This window comes from Streptomyces showdoensis (assembly GCF_039535475.1).
Lineage (GTDB): Bacteria > Actinomycetota > Actinomycetes > Streptomycetales > Streptomycetaceae > Streptomyces > Streptomyces showdoensis.
In genome coordinates, this window is sequence record NZ_BAAAXG010000026.1 from 1,433,510 (window position 1) to 1,451,759 (window position 18,250).

The following is an 18,250-nucleotide window of genomic DNA, read 5'->3' on the forward strand; positions in this document are numbered from 1 at the left end:
ATGGTGACCCTGCCGCCCCCGGACCGGCTGGAGCTGTTCTACGACGGGCAGTGGCACGACCGGACCGGCGACCTGCGCACCACCAGCGATGTGGCCATGTCGCGCGGGCTGACCGCCGAGGGGTCGCGCGCCGCCCCCTCGGCGGCCGACATGCTGCTCGACAACCGCCACGGCGACTACTCCCGCCGCGACCCCACCAGCGCGCTGTACGGGAAGATCGGCCCCAACACGCCGCTGCGCTACACCGTCGAGGCCGGGCACCCCTACCTGCTGCTGCCCGGGGACACCACCTCCGCGCTCACCACCCCCGATCACGCCTCGCTGGACGTCACCGACCTCGACCTGCGCATCGAGGTCGCCCTCGACAGCTACACCGCCGACCAGGAGCTCGCCGCGCGGTTCGTGGCGGCGGGGAATCAGAGGCACTTCACCTTCCGGCTGATCAACTCCGGGCAGATGTGGCTGGAGTGGTACCCGGACGGGACCTCGGGCAGCCAGAAGAGCGCCGGCAGCCTGCCCCGGGTGCCCGCCTACCCCGGGCAGCGCATCGCGCTGCGCGTGGTCCTGGACGTCGACAACGGCGCGGGCGGACACCTCGTCTCCTTCTACTGGGCGCCGATGATCAACGCCACCCAGTGGCACCTGATCGACACCGACACCGGCGGCGCCGGCACCACCGCGCTGCCCACCGGCACGGCGGGCCTGCAGCTGGGCACGAACACGGGCATCATCGGCAACGGCGCCGCCGGCCGCATCTACGCCATGCAGCTGTACGACGGCGCGACCAACACCCGCAAGGTCGACCTCGACCTCTCCACCGCCGAGGCCGGGGACACCAGCTTCACGGACGGCGCCGGCCTGGTGTGGACCCGGGCGGGCGCGGCGGCCCTGTCCAACTCGCATGTCCGCCTGGCGGCCGAGGTCCCCGCCTGGCCGCCGCAGCAGGACCTGACCGGCGCCGACCAGACCGTGCCCATCACCCCGACCGGGATCACCCGCCGCCTCGACGCGGGCAACAAGCCGTTGGACTCCGCGATCCGCCGCTACCTGCAGGCCAGTAGCGCCCTGGAGTGCTGGCCGCTCACCGACGGGGTACAGGCCACCTGGGGCACGTCCCTCAAGGGCGGGCAGGCGATGACCGTTGCCCGCGACGGCGACGTCCCCCAGTGGTCCAAGGGGACCGTCGCGGACTGGATCGAGCCCACGGCGCTGTGCCCGCAGGGCACGGCCGGCACCCTCGTCGGGCACGTCCCCGACAACGCCGCGGCGGCCGCGAGCGGCTGGTCCGTCGACCTCGCCCGGTCCGACAAAGGCATCCTGCTGTACTGGCTGATCTACGACCGCGGCGCCGCCACCGACGCCGACCCGCAGATCTCCTACTCCATCCTCATGCAGGCGCCCCTGAACCAGATCCTCATCACCAGGAGCTCGGAGGGCGCGACCTCGTCCTCGACCGCGCTCCTCGGCACCATCACCAACGTGGGCATCTTCAACACCGGCCCGCACCACCTGCGGTTCCAGGTGGACAGCACGACGCCCGGCAGCACCCCATGGAGGCTGTGGGTCGACGGGGTCCTCGCGGGCAGCGGCACCGACTCCCTCACCCCCAGGGCCGTGCAGCGCGTCGAGGCCGACTGGCAGCAGATCGACGCCACCCTGCGCGACTCCATGGCGCTGGGGTACGTCACCTACTGGGGCCCCGCCGCCCCCGCCGCGTCCGAGGTGTACGGCGCGCTCACCGGCTGGCCCGGAGAGAGCACCGGCATCCGGTTCCTGCGCGTGTGCAGCGAGGCAGGCGTCCCCGCCTACCTCCTCGGCGACGGCAACAGGCAGGTGCGGCTGGGGACCCAGCGGGCCGCGAAGCTGCTCGACGTCCTGCAGGCCGGCGCCGAGGCCGACCTCGGCTACGTCCTGGAGCGGCGCGACGAGCGGGCCCTGGTCTACCGCGGCCACGACACCCTCTACAACCAGGACCCCACGATCGTCCTGGACTTCAGCCAGGGGGTGATCAGCCAGCCGTTCAAGCCGCTCGACGACGAGAAGCTCACCCGCAACGACGTCGCGGTGCAGCGCAGGGGCGGCTCCTTCGGCTACGCCGTCCTGGAGGACGGGCCGCTGTCCGTCCAGGACCCGCCGGACGGTATCGGCCGCTACGACGTCGCCTACACCCTGTCCCTCGCCGACGACACCCAGCCCGCCCAACAGGCCAGCTGGCGGCGGCATGTGGGCACGTACGACGGCCTGCGCTACCCCAAGATCACCCTCAACATGGGCAACCCGCGCGTGTGGGCGATGGCCCGGGACATCTACCTCGCCGACGTCGGCGACAAGATCCGGCTCACCCGCCTGCCCGCATCCCACGGTCCCGACGACATCGACCTCATCATCCTCGGCTACACCGAGACCATCGGCGAGAAGCGCTGGACGATCACGTTCACGTGCGCCCCGGGCGCCCCCTGGGACGTCGCCGTGCTCGGCAGCCGGGACCGAGGCCGCAGCAACACCTCCGGGTGCACGCTCGGCAGCTCGGTGAGCACCAGCGCCACCACCCTCACGCTCGTCACCGCGGCCGGCGCCAGCCGCTGGATCGACTCCGCCACCTACCCGTCCAGCTTCCCGTTCGACGTCGTCATGGGCGGCGAGCGCATCCAGATCACCTCGATCACCGGCACCACCCTCACCCAGACCGCCACCGTCGTCCGCTCCCGCAACGGCGTGACCAAGGCGCACACCGCCGGGACCGCGGTCCGGCGCGCCCGGCCCGCCATCATCGCCCTGTAGGAGGTGCCATGCCCTACCCCCAACTGCTCTCCGGGCAAGAGATCACCCCCGAGCTCCTGGCCGCGCTCATCCCGCTGGAAGCGCGCAAGCTCGCCGACGAGCCGCGCACGACCGCCACCCTGGCCCCCGACTCCACGCTCTTCGTGCCCGTCGCCGCGCAGGCCGCCTACCAGGTCACCGGCTACATCATCTACAGCCAGAACCTCGCCGCCAGCGCGACCAGCGGCATCAACCTCGGCTGGTCCGCCCCGGCCGGGGCTTCGTTCCAGTGGACCTCCGGCGGTACGAGCGGTACGACCGCGACCACGACGCAGGACGTCACTGTGCAGAATCTCGCCGCGACCCGCGGCCTCCCGTCGAACCTCGGCACCCGGATGTCGGGCATCCCCGTCGGCACCCTCGTCACCAGCGTCACGGCCGGCGTCTTCGCGCTGCGCTGGGCGCAGGTCGCGACCTCCGCCACCGCGACGATCGTTCACGCGGACTCCTGGCTGCGCCTTCGCCGCGTCTCCTGACCCGCCCCTCCCTCTCTTCCCTTCGCCCCGCGCCGGTCACGGCCCGGGGCTTTCCTCATCTCTGGAGGCCCCACCATGGCCGCACCACTCCCCCCGGACCGGCTGCTCGCCGCGCTCCGCGCCGAAGGCGTCACCGTCGTCGAGCACGACGGATGGCGCACCCACAACCGCAACCACGTCGGCACCTGGGGCCCCGTGGTCGGCGTGATGATCCACCACACCGTGAGCAGCGGCACCGCCAGCTCGGTCCGTATCTGCAACGACGGCTACGCGGGCCTGCCCGGACCGCTGTGCCACGGCGTCATCGCCAAGGACGGCACGGTGCACCTGATCTCCGCGGGCCGCGCGAACCACGCGGGCGGCGGCGACCCGTCCGTCCTGCAGGCCGTCACCAGCGAGACCTACGGCGCCCGCCCGCCGGCCCCGCGTGAGCACCAGGGCAGCGACGGCGCCGTCGACGGCAACCCGCGCTTCTACGGGTTCGAGTGCATCAATCTCGGCAACGGCGAGGACCCGTGGCCGCCCGAGCAGCTGCTCGCGATCGAGCGGGTCTCGGCGGCGCTGTGCCGCGCACACGGCTGGGGCGCCCGCTCGGTGATCGGGCACTCCGAGTGGTCCGACTGGAAGAACGACCCCCGCGGCTTCGGCATGCCCGGCATGCGCGACCGGATCCAGCGCCGCCTCGGCCAGGACCCCGCCAAGCCGCCGGCGTCCAAGCCCGCGGCCCCGCGGTACGAGGCGTTCCCCGGAGCCGCCTTCTTCAAGGTCAACCCGAACAGCCCGATTGTCACGGCGATGGGCCGCCGGCTGACGGCCGAGGGCTGCGGCCGCTACCGGGTCGGGCCGGGCCCGCGCTGGTCCGAGGCCGACCGCCAGTCGTACGCCGCCTGGCAGCGCAAGCTCGGATTCTCCGGCAGCGACGCCGACGGCTGGCCGGGCCGCGCCTCCTGGAACGCCCTCAAGGTCCCCAAGATCACCAAGTAGTAGGAGTACCTCATCATGAACACCGCCACCATCCGCACCGTCCGCACCGTCCTCCAGGGCGCGGTGGGCCTGGCCGTCGCCCTGCCCGCGATCGTCGACGCCTCGGGCATCCCTGCCTCCCTGCCGTGGGTCGCCGGGGCGCTCGCCGTCGCCGGCGGCCTCGCCCGCGTCATGGCCGTGCCCGCTGTCGAGCAGCTGCTCGACCGCATCGGCCTCGGCCTCGTCGACGAGCAGGGGCCCGCCTCGTGACCACACCCCCGCCCACCGAGCAGGCCGTCGCCGTCGAGCTGGAACGGCTGCGCGGCACCATGGAGGCCGGTTTCGCCCGCGTCGACGGCGCCCTCGCGCTCCTGGTCCAGCGAGGCGACCAGACCGACAAGCAGCTCGCCGACCATGAGGCGCGGCTCGATTCCCTGGAACGGGCACGCTGGCCGCTCCCCTCGCTCGCGGCCTTCGTCGGCGTGTGCGCGCTCGGCCTCACCCTGTACGAGCTCGCTGCCCGCTGATCGGCATCCGACGTCCCACCTTGCCCCCGTCCGGCCATGCGCCGGGCGGGGGCCATTTGTCGTTCTTGCCCAACGTCTGATTACTGTCTCCCCGCTGCGGAGGCGAGGGCGATATGGTGACGGGCATGCCGTTCGGTCCCGACACCGGACGGCATGTCAGTTCCCGCGCTACGGTGCGGAGATGCAGCGATTCGAGATCAGCTACGCGATCATCCCCGCCGGTGTTGGCCCGGACGACTACGAGCCGGGCGACCTCGAACGTCGAACTGGTGTTTTCGAGTTTCCGGACCCCGGGCCCGAGGACTACTACGAGCTCGGCGGCGTCCGCCAGGCGTACGGGCCCGCGTTCCCCGACATCGAGGCGAGGATCAAGGCGACGTTGGCGCCCGGCGAGCAGCCGGTTATCCGGCCCCAGGAGATGCGGCGGGTCGACTAGGACCGCCGCTCGGCCTCAGCGAGCCGGGCAGCGTAGTGGGCGTAGTCGCGGGGGTAGCCCTCCAGCCGTGGCAAGACGAGCCGCAGCTCGGCTGCTGCGTCCGCCCACCGGTGGCAGGCTGCGGCGGTATCAGCTGCGTGGAGGCGGGCCCGGTCGGGGGTGAGGTAGTACAGCCACGCGGGCCGGTCTCCCTCGTCGGGGACGCTCAGCGCGAGGGCGAGCGCCCGGTCGCGGAGCCTCATCGCGCGGTCCCGTTCCCCGACGGCCGCCGCGGCCATGCTCGCGGTGTGGGCCGCGATCGCCTCGGCCGCGGGCGACAGGCCGGGCATTGTGCGCGCGGCCTCCGCAGTACGCAGGGCACGGAGAGGGTCGCCGGCCCTGAGGGTGTACCAGCCGCGCACCCTGACCGCCCAGGCCGCCATGTCGTGATGCCCCCCGTCGACCGCCCAGCCGTGCGCCGCGTCGATCCAGGCGAGCGCCGGCCCGCGCTGCTCTTCCTGCCAGGCGACCCAGGAGAGCCAGTGCGCATGCTCGGCGGCGAGGACGTGGAGGGTGTCGGCCGTGGGGCCGGACGATTCGGGGATGAGCCTGGTTACGGCGTCGAGTTGGGACCGGACGACGGCCCAAAGGACAGGGCCGTCCATCTCGTCCTCGGCGCGGCGGTGTTCAGCAAGGACTCGGCTCAGGCGCTCGGCCGTGCCGAGATCCACGCGCCCGCGGGCCTGGGCGTGAGCGACGCGTTCCCGTAGTTCGGGGTCGGGCCCCCAAAGGGTGGGTCCCGATAGTCCGACACCGCCGAGTTCCGGCGGCATCCCGAGGCCGGTCACGATGCGCTGGATCACTTCGGCGCTGGTGATCGTGTGCTGCTCGCGCTCGATGTTGGACACGTACCCCTGAGTCATGGCGATGAGCTCGCCCACCTTCGACTGGGACAGGCCCGTGAGGTGCCGGTAGCGGCGTAGTACGGCGGCCCAGTCTCGCTGCGCCGCGGCGGCGCGTAAGCGCGCGTCATCCCAGAGGTCCCGACGACTCATGGCACGACCATACGGGCCCCGCATACGAAGGTGATATGGAATCAGTTCCTGTTGCACCGGATCGTGTTGGGCCTACCGAGTCGGGTCGGGAGGCACCCCCATGTATGAGGGCACACTCGCGCGGCAAACCGCGCCCATCGAAGATCCAACCGCGCAGGACGCGCTGGCCATCGTCACCCGCCAGGAGCGCGAAGCTGCGGTACGGGCATGGCTCCTGCTGTCGACAGCTGGCGTTGACGAGGCACGCCACCACTGGAGAAGCCAGCGCATCGCGCTCATGAAGTGCGGGCCCCTGTTCAGCGTCGTACGGATCGACGCCGACGTCGTGCACGCGGTGCTCGGGAAGACGAAGCCCGTTGAGGCGGACAGGGTCCTCGACGCCATGCTGTACGGCGGCCCCGTGTGGATGGACCAGAGCGCACGCCGGTACTACGCCCTGATGCCGCCGAGCGTGTCCCTGCGGCGGGAGTGGCGTGACGGCTTGTACTCCCCGGGCGCGGAGTGCCTGGGCGCCGGCTCGTACGTCGGCGTCCCTGACCCGAGCTGGACCACCCCGTATGACGGGGCCAGCTACTGGGCGGTGCCGATGAAGGGCCCCGGCGACCTGTGTGACCCGCGCGCGGTGCAGGACCTCGTCGAGCGCGGCCAGTACCTGCTGCGCCTGGCGAAGGGCGGCAGCCGGTGATCCAGACACGCAAGCCCGGGTACATGCTCCCGCCCGGCAGAGACCGGCTCGTTCGGGTCCTTGCGGTCCCCGGACTTTTCGGTACGGCGGCCGGCCGCGAATGCCGCCTGCTCCTCGTGCACGATTCGGTCGGGCACGAGGAGACCGAGGCGGCGTCACGGGACATGCTCGCCATCGCCTCCGGCCTCGGCCTCACCCCTGGGTGGGGATCGTCCCGGAGCAGCCGCCGCGTGTACCTCACCGAGGGCGTCGTGATGCTCGACTACGGGCACGACGACCTGGCCTTGCACGTCACGGTCGCCGGGCCGTGGTACCGCTCGGCCATCGGCACCGGGCGGATCCACATCTCCGTGGCACTCGACCCGCGCCCTGACGACCAGTGCACCGACGCTGCGGCCCACCTGGCAGCCGCCCGGGCCCGCGGGCAGGTGTGGTCCGGAGTCGCGTCGCCGCGCGTCGCTATCCGGGGGCCCCGCGGATGACCACGCAGTCTGCGCCTACCCCTGCCACCGCTCGACGCCGAGGGAGGCCGCCGATGCCCCGCAGCCGCGCCTGCGCCCGCTGCCGCCACACAGCGAGCCCCGGCGGAGCCCCCACGATCGTGGTCGCCGTACGCAACGGCTGCGACGTCTACGCCTGCGCCGAGCACCAGAAGGAGCTTGCGGGGCCGCCTGGAGACACGCTTGTCGCGCTCGCTCAGTACCAGGACATGGCCCGCCGCCGCGCAGGCCGATGAGCTCCTGCCCGTGGACGAGCACGTCGGCCGTCCACGGGCAGGTCCACACCTGGCCGGCGCAAGGAAGGACCCCGTGATGGGCAAGAAGGACACGATCAGGGCGGCGAAGAACTACACCGCGCGGGACACCAGGGACCACCCCCACCCGCCTGCCACCCAGAGTTCGCTCGGCGACCGGCACGCCCGGACGCACACGCCGGAGAGCCTCTACCCCGGCCCCGACACCGAGGACAGCACCACGGAGTAGCCCCGTCTCCTGCCTGCCGGTCTTCGCTCCCGGCAGGCAGGCCCTCTACCCCGGCCGCGCCACGTTCCCCCGGCGCGGCCGGGCCCGTCCCCGGTCGGGGCTACCTCACAAGATCGGCAAGAGGTACGCCGAGCGCGTTGGCGATCAAGAACAGGGTGTCGAGGGTTGCGCTGGCCTGGCCGCGTTCGATGCGGACGTAGTTCGGACGCTCCATCTCGCACCTGTTCGCCACGGCTTCTTGGGTGAGTTGGGCGCGTAACCGGGCCGCACGGATCTGCTCACCGACTCGGCGTCTGTTGTCGACGACCCAGGGGGGCGATCCGGTGGAGCGTGGCACTCGTCCACGCTCGCCGGGTCAAGATCGAATGTCTGTACTGTTGACGATACATCGATCCTGATGTGAACTGCATTCACACGGAAAGCGGAGGGGTTCCCTCCCCATCCCTGACTCCCTGCCCGTACATCCGAGCACCAGCTCACCCGGGCAGGGTTAAGCGCCCCGCCGGACGCCGCCAATGACTGGCGGGGCACACGGAGCCCCACCCGATTCACTCCGGATCGGGTGGGGCTTCTTCGTGTCCCCTCGCGCCAGCAGCGCGCCAGCAAGTGACCTTGAGGGGGCCTCAGAAAGGGACGGCCCCAGACCAGAGAGTCTCTGACCTGGGGCCGTTCGGTAGGCCGTGTGGGACTCGAACCCACAACCAATGGATTAAAAGTCCACTGCTCTGCCAATTGAGCTAACGGCCCGTGGACAAGCACACCCGTGCAGCATAGCGGGAGAGCTCCCCGAAACCGATCGGGTATCGGCCCCGGCGCACCGGTCGGCGCGCCGGGACCGGACCGGGGTCAGCCGACGTAGTAGCCCGCGATGTCCGCCAGCAGGTGGACCGAACCGGCCCGGTTGTAGAACGTGACCTTGCCGTCCTTCACCGGCACGACCACCAGGTTCGGCACCGTCTGACCCGCCGTGAAGTTCAGGTTCGACGCCGCCGTGCGCTGCGTCCCGTACGGGTACACCGACACGAAACTCCCCGCCGTCGCCCCCGTCGCCGTCACATTGAGGACGACCGCCGTCGCGCCGGGACGGTCGATCGGCAGGCTCACCGTGCCGCCGGCGCCGAGCGGGGCGCCCGTGCGGGTGTCCATCAGACGGGCCGGGGTGACCGGCTTGTACTCGGCGCCCGAGGCACCCGGCTTGAAGTAGCCCGCCACGTCGGCGAGCAGGTCGACCGAACCGGCCCGGTTGTAGAACGTGACCTTGCCGTCCTTCACCGGCACGACCACCAGGTTCGGCACCGTCTGACCCGCCGTGAAGTTCAGGTTCGACGCCGCCGTGCGCTGCGTCCCGTACGGGTACACCGACACGAAACTCCCCGCCGTCGCCCCCGTCGCCGTCACGTTCAGGACGACCGCCGTCGCACCCGGCTCCGGGACGGCGAGGCTCACCGTGCCGGCCGGGCCGACCTTGGCCTTGGGCGCGCCCAGGCCGCTGCGGGTGTCCATCAGACGGGCCGGGGTCACCGGCCGGTACGTGGTCCCGGTGCCCGCACTCGTGTAGTAGCCGGCGACATCGGCCAGCAGGTCGACCGAACCGGCGTGGTTGTAGAAGTCGACCTTGCCGTCCACGACCGGGACGACCACCAGGTTCGGCACCGTCCGGCCCGCCGTGAAGTTCAGGTTCGAGGCGCTCGTCCGCTGCGTGCCCGACGGGTACACCGACACGTAGCTCCCGGAGCTCGCGTTCGTCGCCGTCACGTTCAGGACGACGGCCGTCACGCCCTTCGCCGGGACGCCGCCCGCGCCCGCCACGTCCAGCGAGACGGTCCGGCCCGGGCCCAGCTTGGCCTTCGGCACACCGAGGCCGGCCCGGGTGTCCATCAGCCGCGTGGGCGTGAGCGGCGCGAACGTGCCGTACTCCGCCGCCGACGCCCCGCTCAGCAGCACGTCGCCGGACTGCTCGAGGTCGGCCCCGGCGCCGTCCGCCGCCTCGGCCGTCAGCTTCCAGGTGTACGAGCCGTTCGCGACGGGCCGGCCCGCGCCGTCCTTCCCGTCCCAGGCGGCCGCGAGCACGCCCCGCGCCTCGCCGCCCGTCAGGGTGCGGGCCACGGCCCCGGTCGCCTTGTGGGTCAGGGTCAGCCGCCAGGACGCGGCCGGCTTGGACAGCCACCAGCGCGGCTTCCAGGTGCCCGCCCCGTCGGCGCCGTCGGCCGTGGCGGGCACGTCGGCGTCGATGCGGGCGAGCGGGGAGGCGGGGACGCCGAGGTCGACGACGCTCACGTCACCGGCCGCCGTCGACTGGTAGGCCAGGCGCCCGGTTGCGGTGTCGACGGCGTACTCGCCGGACTCGTCGTTGAAGTGGCTGGGCCGGTACGTTCCCTTCGGCGTGGGCTCGGTGCCGCGGAAGTCCGTGACCTGGAGGCCGTCCCCGGTGTTCCGGACGGTGTAGCCGTCGCCGAGGACGGAGTAGCCCTCGCCGAAGGGGCGGTTCGTGTCCGTGTCGAGGTCGAAGATCCCCGCCGCTCCGGTCGCGCAGTCCCAGCCGAGCCAGTGCGCCGTCACCCGGACGTTCTCCACGCGGCAGCCGACGCCCGGGTCGACCGTCCGCTTCACGGCGCCCGTCCGCACGTCGTAGCCGATCACCTTGCCGGCCGTCGCCCCCTCGCCCGGCACCCAGAGGGTGTCACCGTAGAGCTCGGCCTGCCTGAGCTCGTAGCCGGCCGCGAACGTGACGGTCGGCTTCCCCGTGTCGAGGTCGATCACGGTCGTCCGGAAGCCGTTCGCGTCGCGCCCGGCACCGAGCGCGTAGCGGCCCGACACGTCGAACACGTCGAACGCGGTGAACCCGGCGCTGATCGGATGCCCCGCGGCGGCCCCGGGCTCCACGACGACGGGCAGCCCGGCCGACGAGGGGTCGTTGACCACCAGCCGTCCGTCGCCGGTGGCGCGCGGCACGTCGCACCACTGCGCGTCCGTGCACGCGTCCACGGCCAGACCGAGGTCTCCCCGCTCCTGCGTCTGTCCCGCTTCGAGGGGCCCGCCGACGGACACCGTGCGCGCGCGGAAGCTGTTCTTCTCGTCCGGCATGCGCTCCAGCGAGTCGAGCCGGCCGTGGCTGAAGACCATCCTGCGCACCTTCGAGGTGAGGGGCCTCACCTCACGGATCCGCTGCGTGGTCGTGGAGGGCCCCTCCGGGCTGTGCCGGTAGAGGCCCAGCTCGTCGGGCCCCATGCCGCCGACCACGAGCAGCCCGCCGTCCGGCGTGGCCAGCGCGTCCTTCCGGGCGTACGGGAGGATCTCGCCGGGGCGGCCGCCCAGCCGGGACGCGGTGACGATGCTGTACGGGGCGGTCGCGGACCGGTGCGTGGCCCTGGCGACGACCAGGTCCAGATCGACGGCCCCCAGCAGGACGTCGCCGTCGTTCGTGTAGGGCAGGTCCAGGGTGGAGCCCTGGACGAGCGGTCCCTCCCCGCCCGGCTGCCCCTTGGGGAAGAACCGCACCGTGCCGTCCTTCGTCCACACCACGACCTCGGTCGGGGTGTGGATCGCCGAGCCGACCCGGGCGTTCGCGTCCAGCGGGACCGTCCTGACCCGCGCCGAGGCGAGGTCGATCCAGGCCGGACGGGAGACGCCGTCCACCTGATAGCTGATCAGGATGCCGTTCGCGTCGCCCGCCACGGCCTTCTCGGGGTGCGTCGCGCCCTCCGGCCAGCCGGTGACCGGGGTGTCCTGGACGGAGCCGCCGACCAGGCGGAGCAGGTGCCACTCCCGCGGGGCGTCGTCGCCGCTCCGGGTGAAGGTGACGACGGTGGAGCCGTAGGTGCCCACGTAGGTGTGGTCGAACGAGGGCAGCCGGAGGTAGGCGTTCTTCCCGGCGGTCACGTCCCACAGCCGGATGTCCGCAGGGGTCAGCGGCCCGTTCGACTGGTACGCGGCGACGACGTCGGAGCCCGCGCCGTAGGTGCCGCCGGTCTCCGGGCCCTCGCGGTCGTTGTGGACGACCGTCTCGACGCCCGCCCAGGTGGACCAGAAGTGGCCCAGCCCCTGCTCGTAGCGGAGGTAGCCGCCCGGGCCCGCCGAGAGCGGGATCACCTCGCGGGACTGGGCGGCGGTCGCGGCGGGAAAGACGACCGTGTCGCCCTCCGCGGCCGTCGCCGTCGGTACGAGCGGGCCGAGACCGGCGAACACGGTCGCCGCCGCCACGGCGGCGACGGAATGGCGTACGAGGGCGCTGCGGCGCACCAGGATCCTCCCCGGAGACAAGAAGCGGTGCACGGGGAACGGTGGTCCTTGTCGTGGAAGCCCCCCGGCCGCGACCGCCCCGTGCGGACCGGCCGATGCTAACAGCGGGCGGTGAGGGGTACGGAAAGGGCCCGCACCCGCACCGAAGTGCGGATACGGGCCCTCTCACGGCCTTACGGACCGGCCTCGCGGACCGGCTTCACCGACGGTCAGCCGTTGCGCTTCCAGCGCGGCTTCTCGTCGCGGCGGAAGCCGCCGCCGGACGGGCGGTGGTCGTCACGGCGGAAGCCGCCGCCCGAGGGGCGGTGGTCGTCGCGGCGGAAGCCGCTCGACGGGCGGTCGTCACGACGGTCGCGGTTGAACGGACGGTCGCTGCCGCGGTGGCCGCCGGAGGGGCGGTCGTCGCGACGGAAGCCACCGCGGTCGCCGCCGCGGTCGTTGTCACGGTCGCGGTTGAACGACGGACGGTCGTTGTCCCGACGGAAACCACCGGACGGACGGTCGTTGTCACGGCGGAAGCCGCCACGGTCGCCACCGCGGTCGTTGTCGCGACGGAAGCCACCGCGGTCGTTGTCACGGTCGCGGTTGAACGACGGACGGTCGTTGTCCCGACGGAAACCACCGGACGGACGGTCGTTGTCGCGACGGAAGCCGCCACGGTCGTTGTCACGGTCGCGGTTGAACGACGGACGGTCGTTGTCCCGACGGAAACCACCGGACGGACGGTCGTTGTCGCGACGGAAGCCACCGCGGTCGTTGTCACGGTCGCGGTTGAACGACGGACGGTCGTTGTCCCGACGGAAACCACCGGACGGACGGTCGTTGTCACGGCGGAAGCCGCCACGGTCGCCACCGCGGTCGTTGTCGCGACGGAAGCCGCCACGGTCGTTGTCACGGCGCTCGTAGCCACCGCGGTCGTCACGGCGGTCGAAGTCGCGGCGCTCCTCGCGGACCGGCTCGGCCGCCACGGCGGCGATGGCCTCCGCGACCTCGGCCTCGGCGGCCTCGGTCACCTCGGCGACCGCGGCCTCCGGGTCCTCGCCGCGCTCACGGGCGGCGCGGGCCACCAGGCGGTCGGCCTCCTCGCGGAGCTCGACGGCACGGCGCTGCAGGCGCTCCAGCTGCTTGGTCAGGTCGGCGACCTCGCGCTCGGCCTGCTTGGCCGAGTTGTTCGCGGAGTCGGCCTGGACCTCGGTGAGCGAACGGGCGCCGGTGATCTCGGCGACCTCGGGGTCGAACGCGCCCGCCCCGCCGACGATGTGGCGCGAGGCGTCGACGCCCGCGTCCTCCATCAGGCGGAAGATCTGGCGGCGCTGGTGCGGCAGGGCCAGGGAGACCACGACACCGGAGCGGCCGGCACGGGCGGTACGGCCCGAGCGGTGCAGGTAGTCCTTGTGGTCGCCGGCCGGGTCCACGTTGAGGACCAGGTCGATGCCGTCGACGTGGATGCCGCGGGCGGCGACGTCGGTCGCGACGAGCGCGTTGACGTAGCCGTCCTTGAAGTCGGCCAGGGTGCGGGTACGGGCGCCCTGGGTCATGCCGCCGTGCAGCGCGTCGGCCTTCACGCCGGAGTCGCGGAGCTGCTCGGCGATGCGGTCGGCGCCCAGCTGGGTGCGGACGAAGATGATCGTGCGGCCCTTGCGGGCGGCGATCGCGGCGGTGACCGGGGCCTTGTCCTTCGGCTTCACGACCAGGACGTGGTGGGTCATCGTCGTGACGGCGCCGGCGGACGGGTCGACCTCGTGCGTGACCGGGTTCACCAGGTAGCGCTTGACCAGGGTGTCGATCTCGTTCTCCAGCGTGGCGGAGAAGAGCAGACGCTGGCCGCCGACCGGAACCTGGTCGAGCAGCTCGGTGACCTCGGGCAGGAAGCCCAGGTCGGCCATCTGGTCGGCCTCGTCGAGGACGGCGACCTGGACCTGCTCCAGGGAGCAGGCGCCGCGGTTGATGATGTCGCGCAGTCGGCCCGGGGTGGCGACGAGGATGTCGACGCCGCGCTCGAGCGCGTAGATCTGGTTGCCCATGGACGTACCGCCGCAGACGACCTTCATCTTGAGGCCGAGCACGTCGCCGTACGGCTGGAGGGCGTCCGCGACCTGCATCGCGAGCTCACGGGTCGGGGTGAGGATGACGCCGCGGGGCTTCTTCTTCTCGGTGCGGCCCTCCGCCAGGGTGGCGAGCAGGGGCAGACCGAAGGAGAGGGTCTTGCCGGAGCCGGTGCGGCCGCGGCCGAGGATGTCCTTGCCGGCCAGGGCGTCCGGGATGGTCGCGGCCTGGATCGGGAAGGGGGTGGTCACGCCGTTCTGGGCGAGCTTGCGCACGACGCCCTCGGGGAGACCCAGGTCACCGAAGGTGATCTCGGGGGTCTCGTCGGCGGGGGTCTCGTCGGCCTCGACGGCGGCCGTGTCGACGGCCTCGGTCTCGGCGGCCTCGACGGTGTCGACGGCGTCCGCGGCCGCTACGGCCTCGGTGACGGTCTCGTCGTTCTCGTTCTCGGGCAGGACGGCGTGATCAGAACTGAAAATGGACATGCGAAATGCGAAACCTTCCGGAGTCTCGGCACGCGCCCGTCAACTCCGTGTTTCGCACTACGGACCGCCTCAATGCGGTCAGCCACGGCAAGGGAGAGTACGCGCCAGTCACGGCGCTCTTCGGTCGTGGCGCCGGGCAAATGGGATCAAACGATCTACCACCATACGCACTCCCCCCCCACCCAAGGCAAACCGATCACCCTCACACCGGCCTGGCCTGCGGCGATGCCTCCGGCTCGGTAGGCCCGCCGGGCGCGTCCGCCGCCCGCATGGCACCCATGTGGGTGTCCGCTCCGGGCGTCGTCGTGGGCGTCTCGGTGACCGTCGGCTCGGACGTCGGCTCCGGCGGGGCGGTGCTCGGCTCCGTCGTCGGCGTCGGCTGCGGATCGACCGGTGGCGTGGTCTCGCCACCCGGCACCCCCGAGTCGCCCCCGGACCCCGCCCCGGGCCCGCCCGTCCCGCCCGGCGTCTGCGGCGGCTTCGGCAGCCCGCCCGCGCCCGCCGGCCCCGTGCCGCCGGCCGGCTTGGCCGGGGCCGTCGGGGAGCCGCTCGGCACCGGCGACTCCTTGCCCGAGCCGTCCGCGTCCGGCCCGCTCCGGACCGTCCGGTCGAAGCCGCCGCCGCCGTGCCCTCCCGTCAGGCCGCCGTCCTCCTCGGCACCGGCCGCCGCGCCCCGCTTCCCCGCGGAGTTGCTGGGCGCCGGCTTCGCGCCGTCGTCGCTGACACTCATACAGCCGCTCAGACCCGCGCAGGCGGCGACCGCCAACGCGGTGGCGGCCCAGCGCACAGGGGTGGGCAAATGGCGCACGGAGGCACCTCCAGGACAAGACAGGCGGGAACGGGGCGCCGATCGGGCCGATCGAACGCCATGCCCTGCCCAACTCCCGTGGCGCCGCAAGGGACACGCCCCAGCCATGGCCGAACCCGCGCGCCCGCCCGCCCGGTCGGGCCCGCCGGCCCCGCGCGGCTCAGCCGTAGCCCAGCGCGTGCAGCCGCTCGTCGTCGATGCCGAAGTGGTGGGCGATCTCGTGGACCACGGTGATCTCGGTCTCCGCCACCACGTCCTCGCGCGACTCGCACATCCGCAGGGTCGGCCCGCGGTAGATGGTGATCCGGTCCGGGAGCACGCCGGCGTACCACTCGCCCCGGTCGGTCAGCGGAGTTCCCTCGTAGAGCCCGAGGAGTTCCGGGTCGTCGGGCGAGGGCTCGTCCTCCACGAACACGGCGACGTTGTCCATCAGCCGCGTCAGTTCCGGCGGGATCCGGTCCAGGGCTTCGGCGACGAGCTCCTCGAACTCCTCGCGCGTCATCTCCAGCACGGGCCCATTCTCCCTCCCCCGAGGGCCCCTCGGACCTGCCGGGAGAAACCGTTTTGGCGATACCGGCCGGCATCCCATATGCTTCTCACGTCCCCGACGCGCTGGAAAGCGCCCAGGTGGGCCCTTAGCCCTCATCGTCTAGTGGCCCAGGACGCCGCCCTTTCAAGGCGGTAGCACGGGTTCGAATCCCGTTGGGGGCACGCACAATCCTGTGCGAGACTGGTTCTCGCACAACATATGGCTCTGTGGAGCAGTTGGTTAGCTCGCCACCCTGTCAAGGTGGAGGTCGCGGGTTCAAGTCCCGTCAGAGTCGCTGAGGCTGGAAACAGTCTCGTGGCTGGGTAGCTCAGTTGGTACGAGCGATCGCCTGAAAAGCGATAGGTCGCCGGTTCGACCCCGGCCCCAGCCACAAAGAGAAGGCCCCCGTTCGAAAGAACGGGGGCCTTCTTCGTGTGCGCCTCGGACAGGAGCCCAGGACGTCCGCCCCGACGGCCCGGTTACGGGGAGGAGGACGGCGCCCTCCTCCCCGTACGGCTACGCCTCCTCGCGCCGCCGCGCCCGCAGGGCCCGCACCGCGAACCCGGCCGCCACCACGGCCGGCACCGCGAGGAGCAGCGCCCAGTCCGGGACCGTGCGGCCCAGGGCGCCCACCCGCTCCTCCACGGCGAAGGAGTCGTCCACGGACAGCAGCCCCGGCAGCGCGGTGGTCCCGTCGAAGACCAGGAAGAGCGTGCCGAGGGCGATGAAGAACAGCCCCGAGAGCAGCGAGGTCGAGTGCAGCTCCAGGCGGCCCAGCCGGATCGGCCGGCCCCGCAGCCAGCGCCGCCGCCCCAGGTCGTAGCGGTCCCAGAGCAGGGCCAGCACGAAGAGCGGGACGGCCATGCCGAGCGCGTACACGGCGAGGAGCAGGCCGCCGTAGACCGGGCTGCCGCTGAGCGCGGCCACGGTCAGGACGCTGCCCAGGATCGGGCCCGCGCAGAATCCGGCGAGGCCGTAGACCAGGCCCAGGGCGTACACGGAGAACGCGGTGGTCGGCCGGATCCGGCCGCTCGCCTCGCTCATCCGGCGGGACGCGAAGCCCAGGCCGAGGATCTGCAGCACCCCGAGCACGACGATCAGCCAGCCGCCGACGGCCACCAGCAGGTCGCGGTGGCCGTAGAACAGCCGCCCGGCGAAGGAGCCGGCCGCGCCCAGCGGGACCAGGGTGGTGGCCAGGCCCGCGTAGAAGACGCCGGTGCGGGCCACCAGCCGGGCCCGGCCGTCGACGGAGTAGGCGAAGAAGGCCGGGAGCAGCAGGGCGCTGCACGGGCTGAGCAGGGCCAGCAGCCCGCCGAGGAAGGCGGCGAAGTAGCCGATCCCGGAGGTCACCGGCCGGACCCCGGCTGCTGGGCGGCCCCCGGCTTCTTCGCGGCGGCCGCCTTCGCCGCCGCGTCGATCGCCCCGGTGAAGGCCTCCATCGGCTGGGCACCCGCGATCGGGCGTCCGTTCACGAGGAAGGAGGGGGTGGAGGTGGCGCCCAGCGAGTAGCCCTGCTCCTGGTCCTTGCGCACCGCCGCCCGGGCCGCCGCCCCGTCCGTGTCGCGGGTGAAGCGGGCGAGGTCCGGGACGCCCGCCTCCTTCGCGAGGGCGGCCAGGCGCTCCGTGCCGAAGCCCTTCTCCTTGGCGCCCTCCGCGTACGCGGCCTTGTGGAACTCCCAGAACCGGCCCTGCTGTCCGGCCGCCCAGGAGGCGCGGGCGGCCGCCTCCGACTCCTCGCCGAAGATCGGGAAGTTCCGCCACTCGATGCGCAGGGTGCCGGCGTCGACGTACCGCTTGATCAGCTCGGGCTCGGTGTCCCGCGCGAACTTGCCGCAGTAGCCGCACTTGAAGTCGGCGTACTCGATCAGGACGACCGGGGCGTCGGCCCGGCCGAGGGCCAGCTTGTCGGCGGCGTCCCGGCGGGCGTAGGCCTCCAGCTCGGGGTAGACGCCGGCGGACGGGTCGGCGGAGACCTCGGCCGCGGAGGAACCGGCACCGGAGGGCGAGCCGGAGGGCCTGGTGGTCGCGTAGGAGGCGACGCCGAGCAGCGTGGCGGCAAGGACCACCCCGCTGACGATCAGGACGGGCTTGGACCTGGACGTCGCCTTGGACGTGGGCTTGGACGCCGACTTCGACGTGGGCGTGGACGTGGGCTTGGGCATGCGGAAGCGCTCCTGAGTGCGGAGGAAGAGGACGGGCGGCGAGGAGGGGCGCCGGCC

At 72.5% G+C, this 18,250-nt stretch carries 18 protein-coding genes and 4 tRNA genes; 13 read left to right on the forward strand and 9 right to left on the reverse strand.

The window, feature by feature from the left end:
- The 6 genes from ABD981_RS19360 (at position 1) to ABD981_RS19385 (ending at position 5,222) form a co-directional block, all read left to right on the forward strand.
- Entirely contained in the window at positions 1-2,781 is a 2,781-nt protein-coding gene (locus ABD981_RS19360; RefSeq protein ID WP_123954664.1) for a hypothetical protein, read from the forward strand.
- 8 nt (positions 2,782-2,789) lie between these two features.
- A complete protein-coding gene (locus ABD981_RS19365) occupies positions 2,790-3,296 on the forward strand; it encodes a hypothetical protein (protein ID WP_046909038.1) in 507 nt (168 codons plus the stop codon).
- Between the two features lie 75 nt (positions 3,297-3,371).
- Positions 3,372-4,280 carry a peptidoglycan-binding protein gene (locus ABD981_RS19370; protein ID WP_046909037.1) on the forward strand — a complete coding sequence of 303 codons (909 nt, stop codon included), beginning with the start codon at positions 3,372-3,374 and terminating at the stop codon, positions 4,278-4,280.
- A 15-nt stretch (positions 4,281-4,295) separates the two neighbouring features.
- Positions 4,296-4,529 carry a hypothetical protein gene (locus tag ABD981_RS19375; protein WP_046909036.1) on the forward strand — a complete coding sequence of 78 codons (234 nt, stop codon included), beginning with the start codon at positions 4,296-4,298 and terminating at the stop codon, positions 4,527-4,529.
- Positions 4,526-4,786 carry a hypothetical protein gene (locus tag ABD981_RS19380; protein WP_123954663.1) on the forward strand — a complete coding sequence of 87 codons (261 nt, stop codon included), beginning with the start codon at positions 4,526-4,528 and terminating at the stop codon, positions 4,784-4,786. The genes ABD981_RS19375 and ABD981_RS19380 overlap by 4 nt, the downstream gene beginning before the upstream one ends.
- Before the next feature lie 181 nt (positions 4,787-4,967).
- Positions 4,968-5,222 carry a hypothetical protein gene (locus ABD981_RS19385; protein WP_046909035.1) on the forward strand — a complete coding sequence of 85 codons (255 nt, stop codon included), beginning with the start codon at positions 4,968-4,970 and terminating at the stop codon, positions 5,220-5,222.
- Here the strand turns inward: ABD981_RS19385 and ABD981_RS19390 are convergent.
- Positions 5,219-6,256, reverse strand: coding sequence for a helix-turn-helix domain-containing protein (locus ABD981_RS19390; RefSeq protein WP_046909088.1), 1,038 nt, complete (start codon positions 6,254-6,256; stop codon positions 5,219-5,221). The two genes, ABD981_RS19385 and ABD981_RS19390, sit on opposite strands and share 4 nt — an antisense overlap.
- Before the next feature lie 100 nt (positions 6,257-6,356).
- Between ABD981_RS19390 and ABD981_RS19395 the strand changes: the two genes are divergently transcribed.
- From ABD981_RS19395 to ABD981_RS19410, 4 genes are all read left to right on the forward strand, one after another.
- The gene (locus ABD981_RS19395) at positions 6,357-6,941 is read left to right on the forward strand and encodes a hypothetical protein (protein WP_123954662.1); all 585 of its coding nucleotides are present in this window, start codon (positions 6,357-6,359) and stop codon (positions 6,939-6,941) included.
- 116 nt (positions 6,942-7,057) lie between these two features.
- Positions 7,058-7,423: a hypothetical protein gene (locus ABD981_RS19400; protein ID WP_131723887.1), complete on the forward strand. Its 366-nt coding sequence runs from the start codon at positions 7,058-7,060 to the stop codon at positions 7,421-7,423.
- A 53-nt stretch (positions 7,424-7,476) separates the two neighbouring features.
- Complete coding sequence (locus ABD981_RS19405; RefSeq protein ID WP_131723886.1) at positions 7,477-7,677, forward strand: hypothetical protein; 201 nt, start codon at positions 7,477-7,479, stop codon at positions 7,675-7,677.
- 76 nt (positions 7,678-7,753) lie between these two features.
- Entirely contained in the window at positions 7,754-7,924 is a 171-nt protein-coding gene (locus ABD981_RS19410; RefSeq protein ID WP_165590961.1) for a hypothetical protein, read from the forward strand.
- A gap of 100 nt (positions 7,925-8,024) precedes the next feature.
- On the opposite strand, the gene ABD981_RS19415 is transcribed toward ABD981_RS19410, so the two are convergent.
- From ABD981_RS19415 to ABD981_RS19440, 6 genes are all read right to left on the reverse strand, one after another.
- Entirely contained in the window at positions 8,025-8,261 is a 237-nt protein-coding gene (locus ABD981_RS19415) for a helix-turn-helix domain-containing protein (protein WP_046909033.1), read from the reverse strand.
- A 337-nt stretch (positions 8,262-8,598) separates the two neighbouring features.
- Positions 8,599-8,671, reverse strand: a tRNA-Lys gene (locus ABD981_RS19420).
- 99 nt (positions 8,672-8,770) lie between these two features.
- On the reverse strand, positions 8,771-12,163 hold the full coding sequence (locus ABD981_RS19425) for a FlgD immunoglobulin-like domain containing protein (protein ID WP_123954661.1): 3,393 nt from the start codon (positions 12,161-12,163) through the stop codon (positions 8,771-8,773).
- A 209-nt stretch (positions 12,164-12,372) separates the two neighbouring features.
- On the reverse strand, positions 12,373-14,694 hold the full coding sequence (locus tag ABD981_RS19430) for a DEAD/DEAH box helicase (protein ID WP_046909032.1): 2,322 nt from the start codon (positions 14,692-14,694) through the stop codon (positions 12,373-12,375).
- 202 nt (positions 14,695-14,896) lie between these two features.
- Positions 14,897-15,424, reverse strand: coding sequence for a hypothetical protein (locus tag ABD981_RS19435; RefSeq protein WP_046909031.1), 528 nt, complete (start codon positions 15,422-15,424; stop codon positions 14,897-14,899).
- Positions 15,425-15,662: 238 nt separating this feature from the next.
- Positions 15,663-16,013 carry a metallopeptidase family protein gene (locus ABD981_RS19440; protein ID WP_046909030.1) on the reverse strand — a complete coding sequence of 117 codons (351 nt, stop codon included), beginning with the start codon at positions 16,011-16,013 and terminating at the stop codon, positions 15,663-15,665.
- Between the two features lie 127 nt (positions 16,014-16,140).
- On the opposite strand from ABD981_RS19440, the gene ABD981_RS19445 reads away from it, so the two are divergent.
- The 3 genes from ABD981_RS19445 (at position 16,141) to ABD981_RS19455 (ending at position 16,422) form a co-directional block, all read left to right on the forward strand.
- Positions 16,141-16,213 (forward strand) — tRNA-Glu (locus tag ABD981_RS19445).
- 39 nt (positions 16,214-16,252) lie between these two features.
- Positions 16,253-16,326, forward strand: a tRNA-Asp gene (locus ABD981_RS19450).
- A gap of 22 nt (positions 16,327-16,348) precedes the next feature.
- Positions 16,349-16,422, forward strand: a tRNA-Phe gene (locus tag ABD981_RS19455).
- A 125-nt stretch (positions 16,423-16,547) separates the two neighbouring features.
- Here ABD981_RS19455 and ABD981_RS19460 read toward each other — a convergent pair.
- Both ABD981_RS19460 and ABD981_RS19465 read right to left on the reverse strand, forming a co-directional pair.
- Positions 16,548-17,381, reverse strand: a complete 834-nt coding sequence (locus ABD981_RS19460) for a cytochrome c biogenesis CcdA family protein (protein WP_046909029.1) — start codon at positions 17,379-17,381, stop codon at positions 16,548-16,550.
- Positions 17,378-18,193 carry a DsbA family protein gene (locus ABD981_RS19465; protein ID WP_046909028.1) on the reverse strand — a complete coding sequence of 272 codons (816 nt, stop codon included), beginning with the start codon at positions 18,191-18,193 and terminating at the stop codon, positions 17,378-17,380. The genes ABD981_RS19460 and ABD981_RS19465 overlap by 4 nt, the downstream gene beginning before the upstream one ends.
- Positions 18,194-18,250 lie beyond the last annotated feature (57 nt).

What these genes read in the sequence shown, in the direction of transcription:
- ABD981_RS19410 (WP_165590961.1), top strand. Translation starts at nt 7,754, where the DNA reads ATGGGCAAGAAGGACACGATCAGGGCGGCGAAGAACTACACCGCGCGG.
- ABD981_RS19405 (WP_131723886.1), top strand. Translation starts at nt 7,477, where the DNA reads ATGCCCCGCAGCCGCGCCTGCGCCCGCTGCCGCCACACAGCGAGCCCC.
- ABD981_RS19430 (WP_046909032.1), bottom strand. Translation starts at nt 14,694, where the DNA reads ATGTCCATTTTCAGTTCTGATCACGCCGTCCTGCCCGAGAACGAGAAC.
- ABD981_RS19390 (WP_046909088.1), bottom strand. Translation starts at nt 6,256, where the DNA reads ATGAGTCGTCGGGACCTCTGGGATGACGCGCGCTTACGCGCCGCCGCG.
- ABD981_RS19385 (WP_046909035.1), top strand. Translation starts at nt 4,968, where the DNA reads ATGCAGCGATTCGAGATCAGCTACGCGATCATCCCCGCCGGTGTTGGC.
- ABD981_RS19465 (WP_046909028.1), bottom strand. Translation starts at nt 18,193, where the DNA reads ATGCCCAAGCCCACGTCCACGCCCACGTCGAAGTCGGCGTCCAAGCCC.
- ABD981_RS19370 (WP_046909037.1), top strand. Translation starts at nt 3,372, where the DNA reads ATGGCCGCACCACTCCCCCCGGACCGGCTGCTCGCCGCGCTCCGCGCC.
- ABD981_RS19435 (WP_046909031.1), bottom strand. Translation starts at nt 15,424, where the DNA reads ATGAGTGTCAGCGACGACGGCGCGAAGCCGGCGCCCAGCAACTCCGCG.
- ABD981_RS19375 (WP_046909036.1), top strand. Translation starts at nt 4,296, where the DNA reads ATGAACACCGCCACCATCCGCACCGTCCGCACCGTCCTCCAGGGCGCG.
- ABD981_RS19365 (WP_046909038.1), top strand. Translation starts at nt 2,790, where the DNA reads ATGCCCTACCCCCAACTGCTCTCCGGGCAAGAGATCACCCCCGAGCTC.
- ABD981_RS19360 (WP_123954664.1), top strand. Translation starts at nt 1, where the DNA reads ATGGTGACCCTGCCGCCCCCGGACCGGCTGGAGCTGTTCTACGACGGG.
- ABD981_RS19395 (WP_123954662.1), top strand. Translation starts at nt 6,357, where the DNA reads ATGTATGAGGGCACACTCGCGCGGCAAACCGCGCCCATCGAAGATCCA.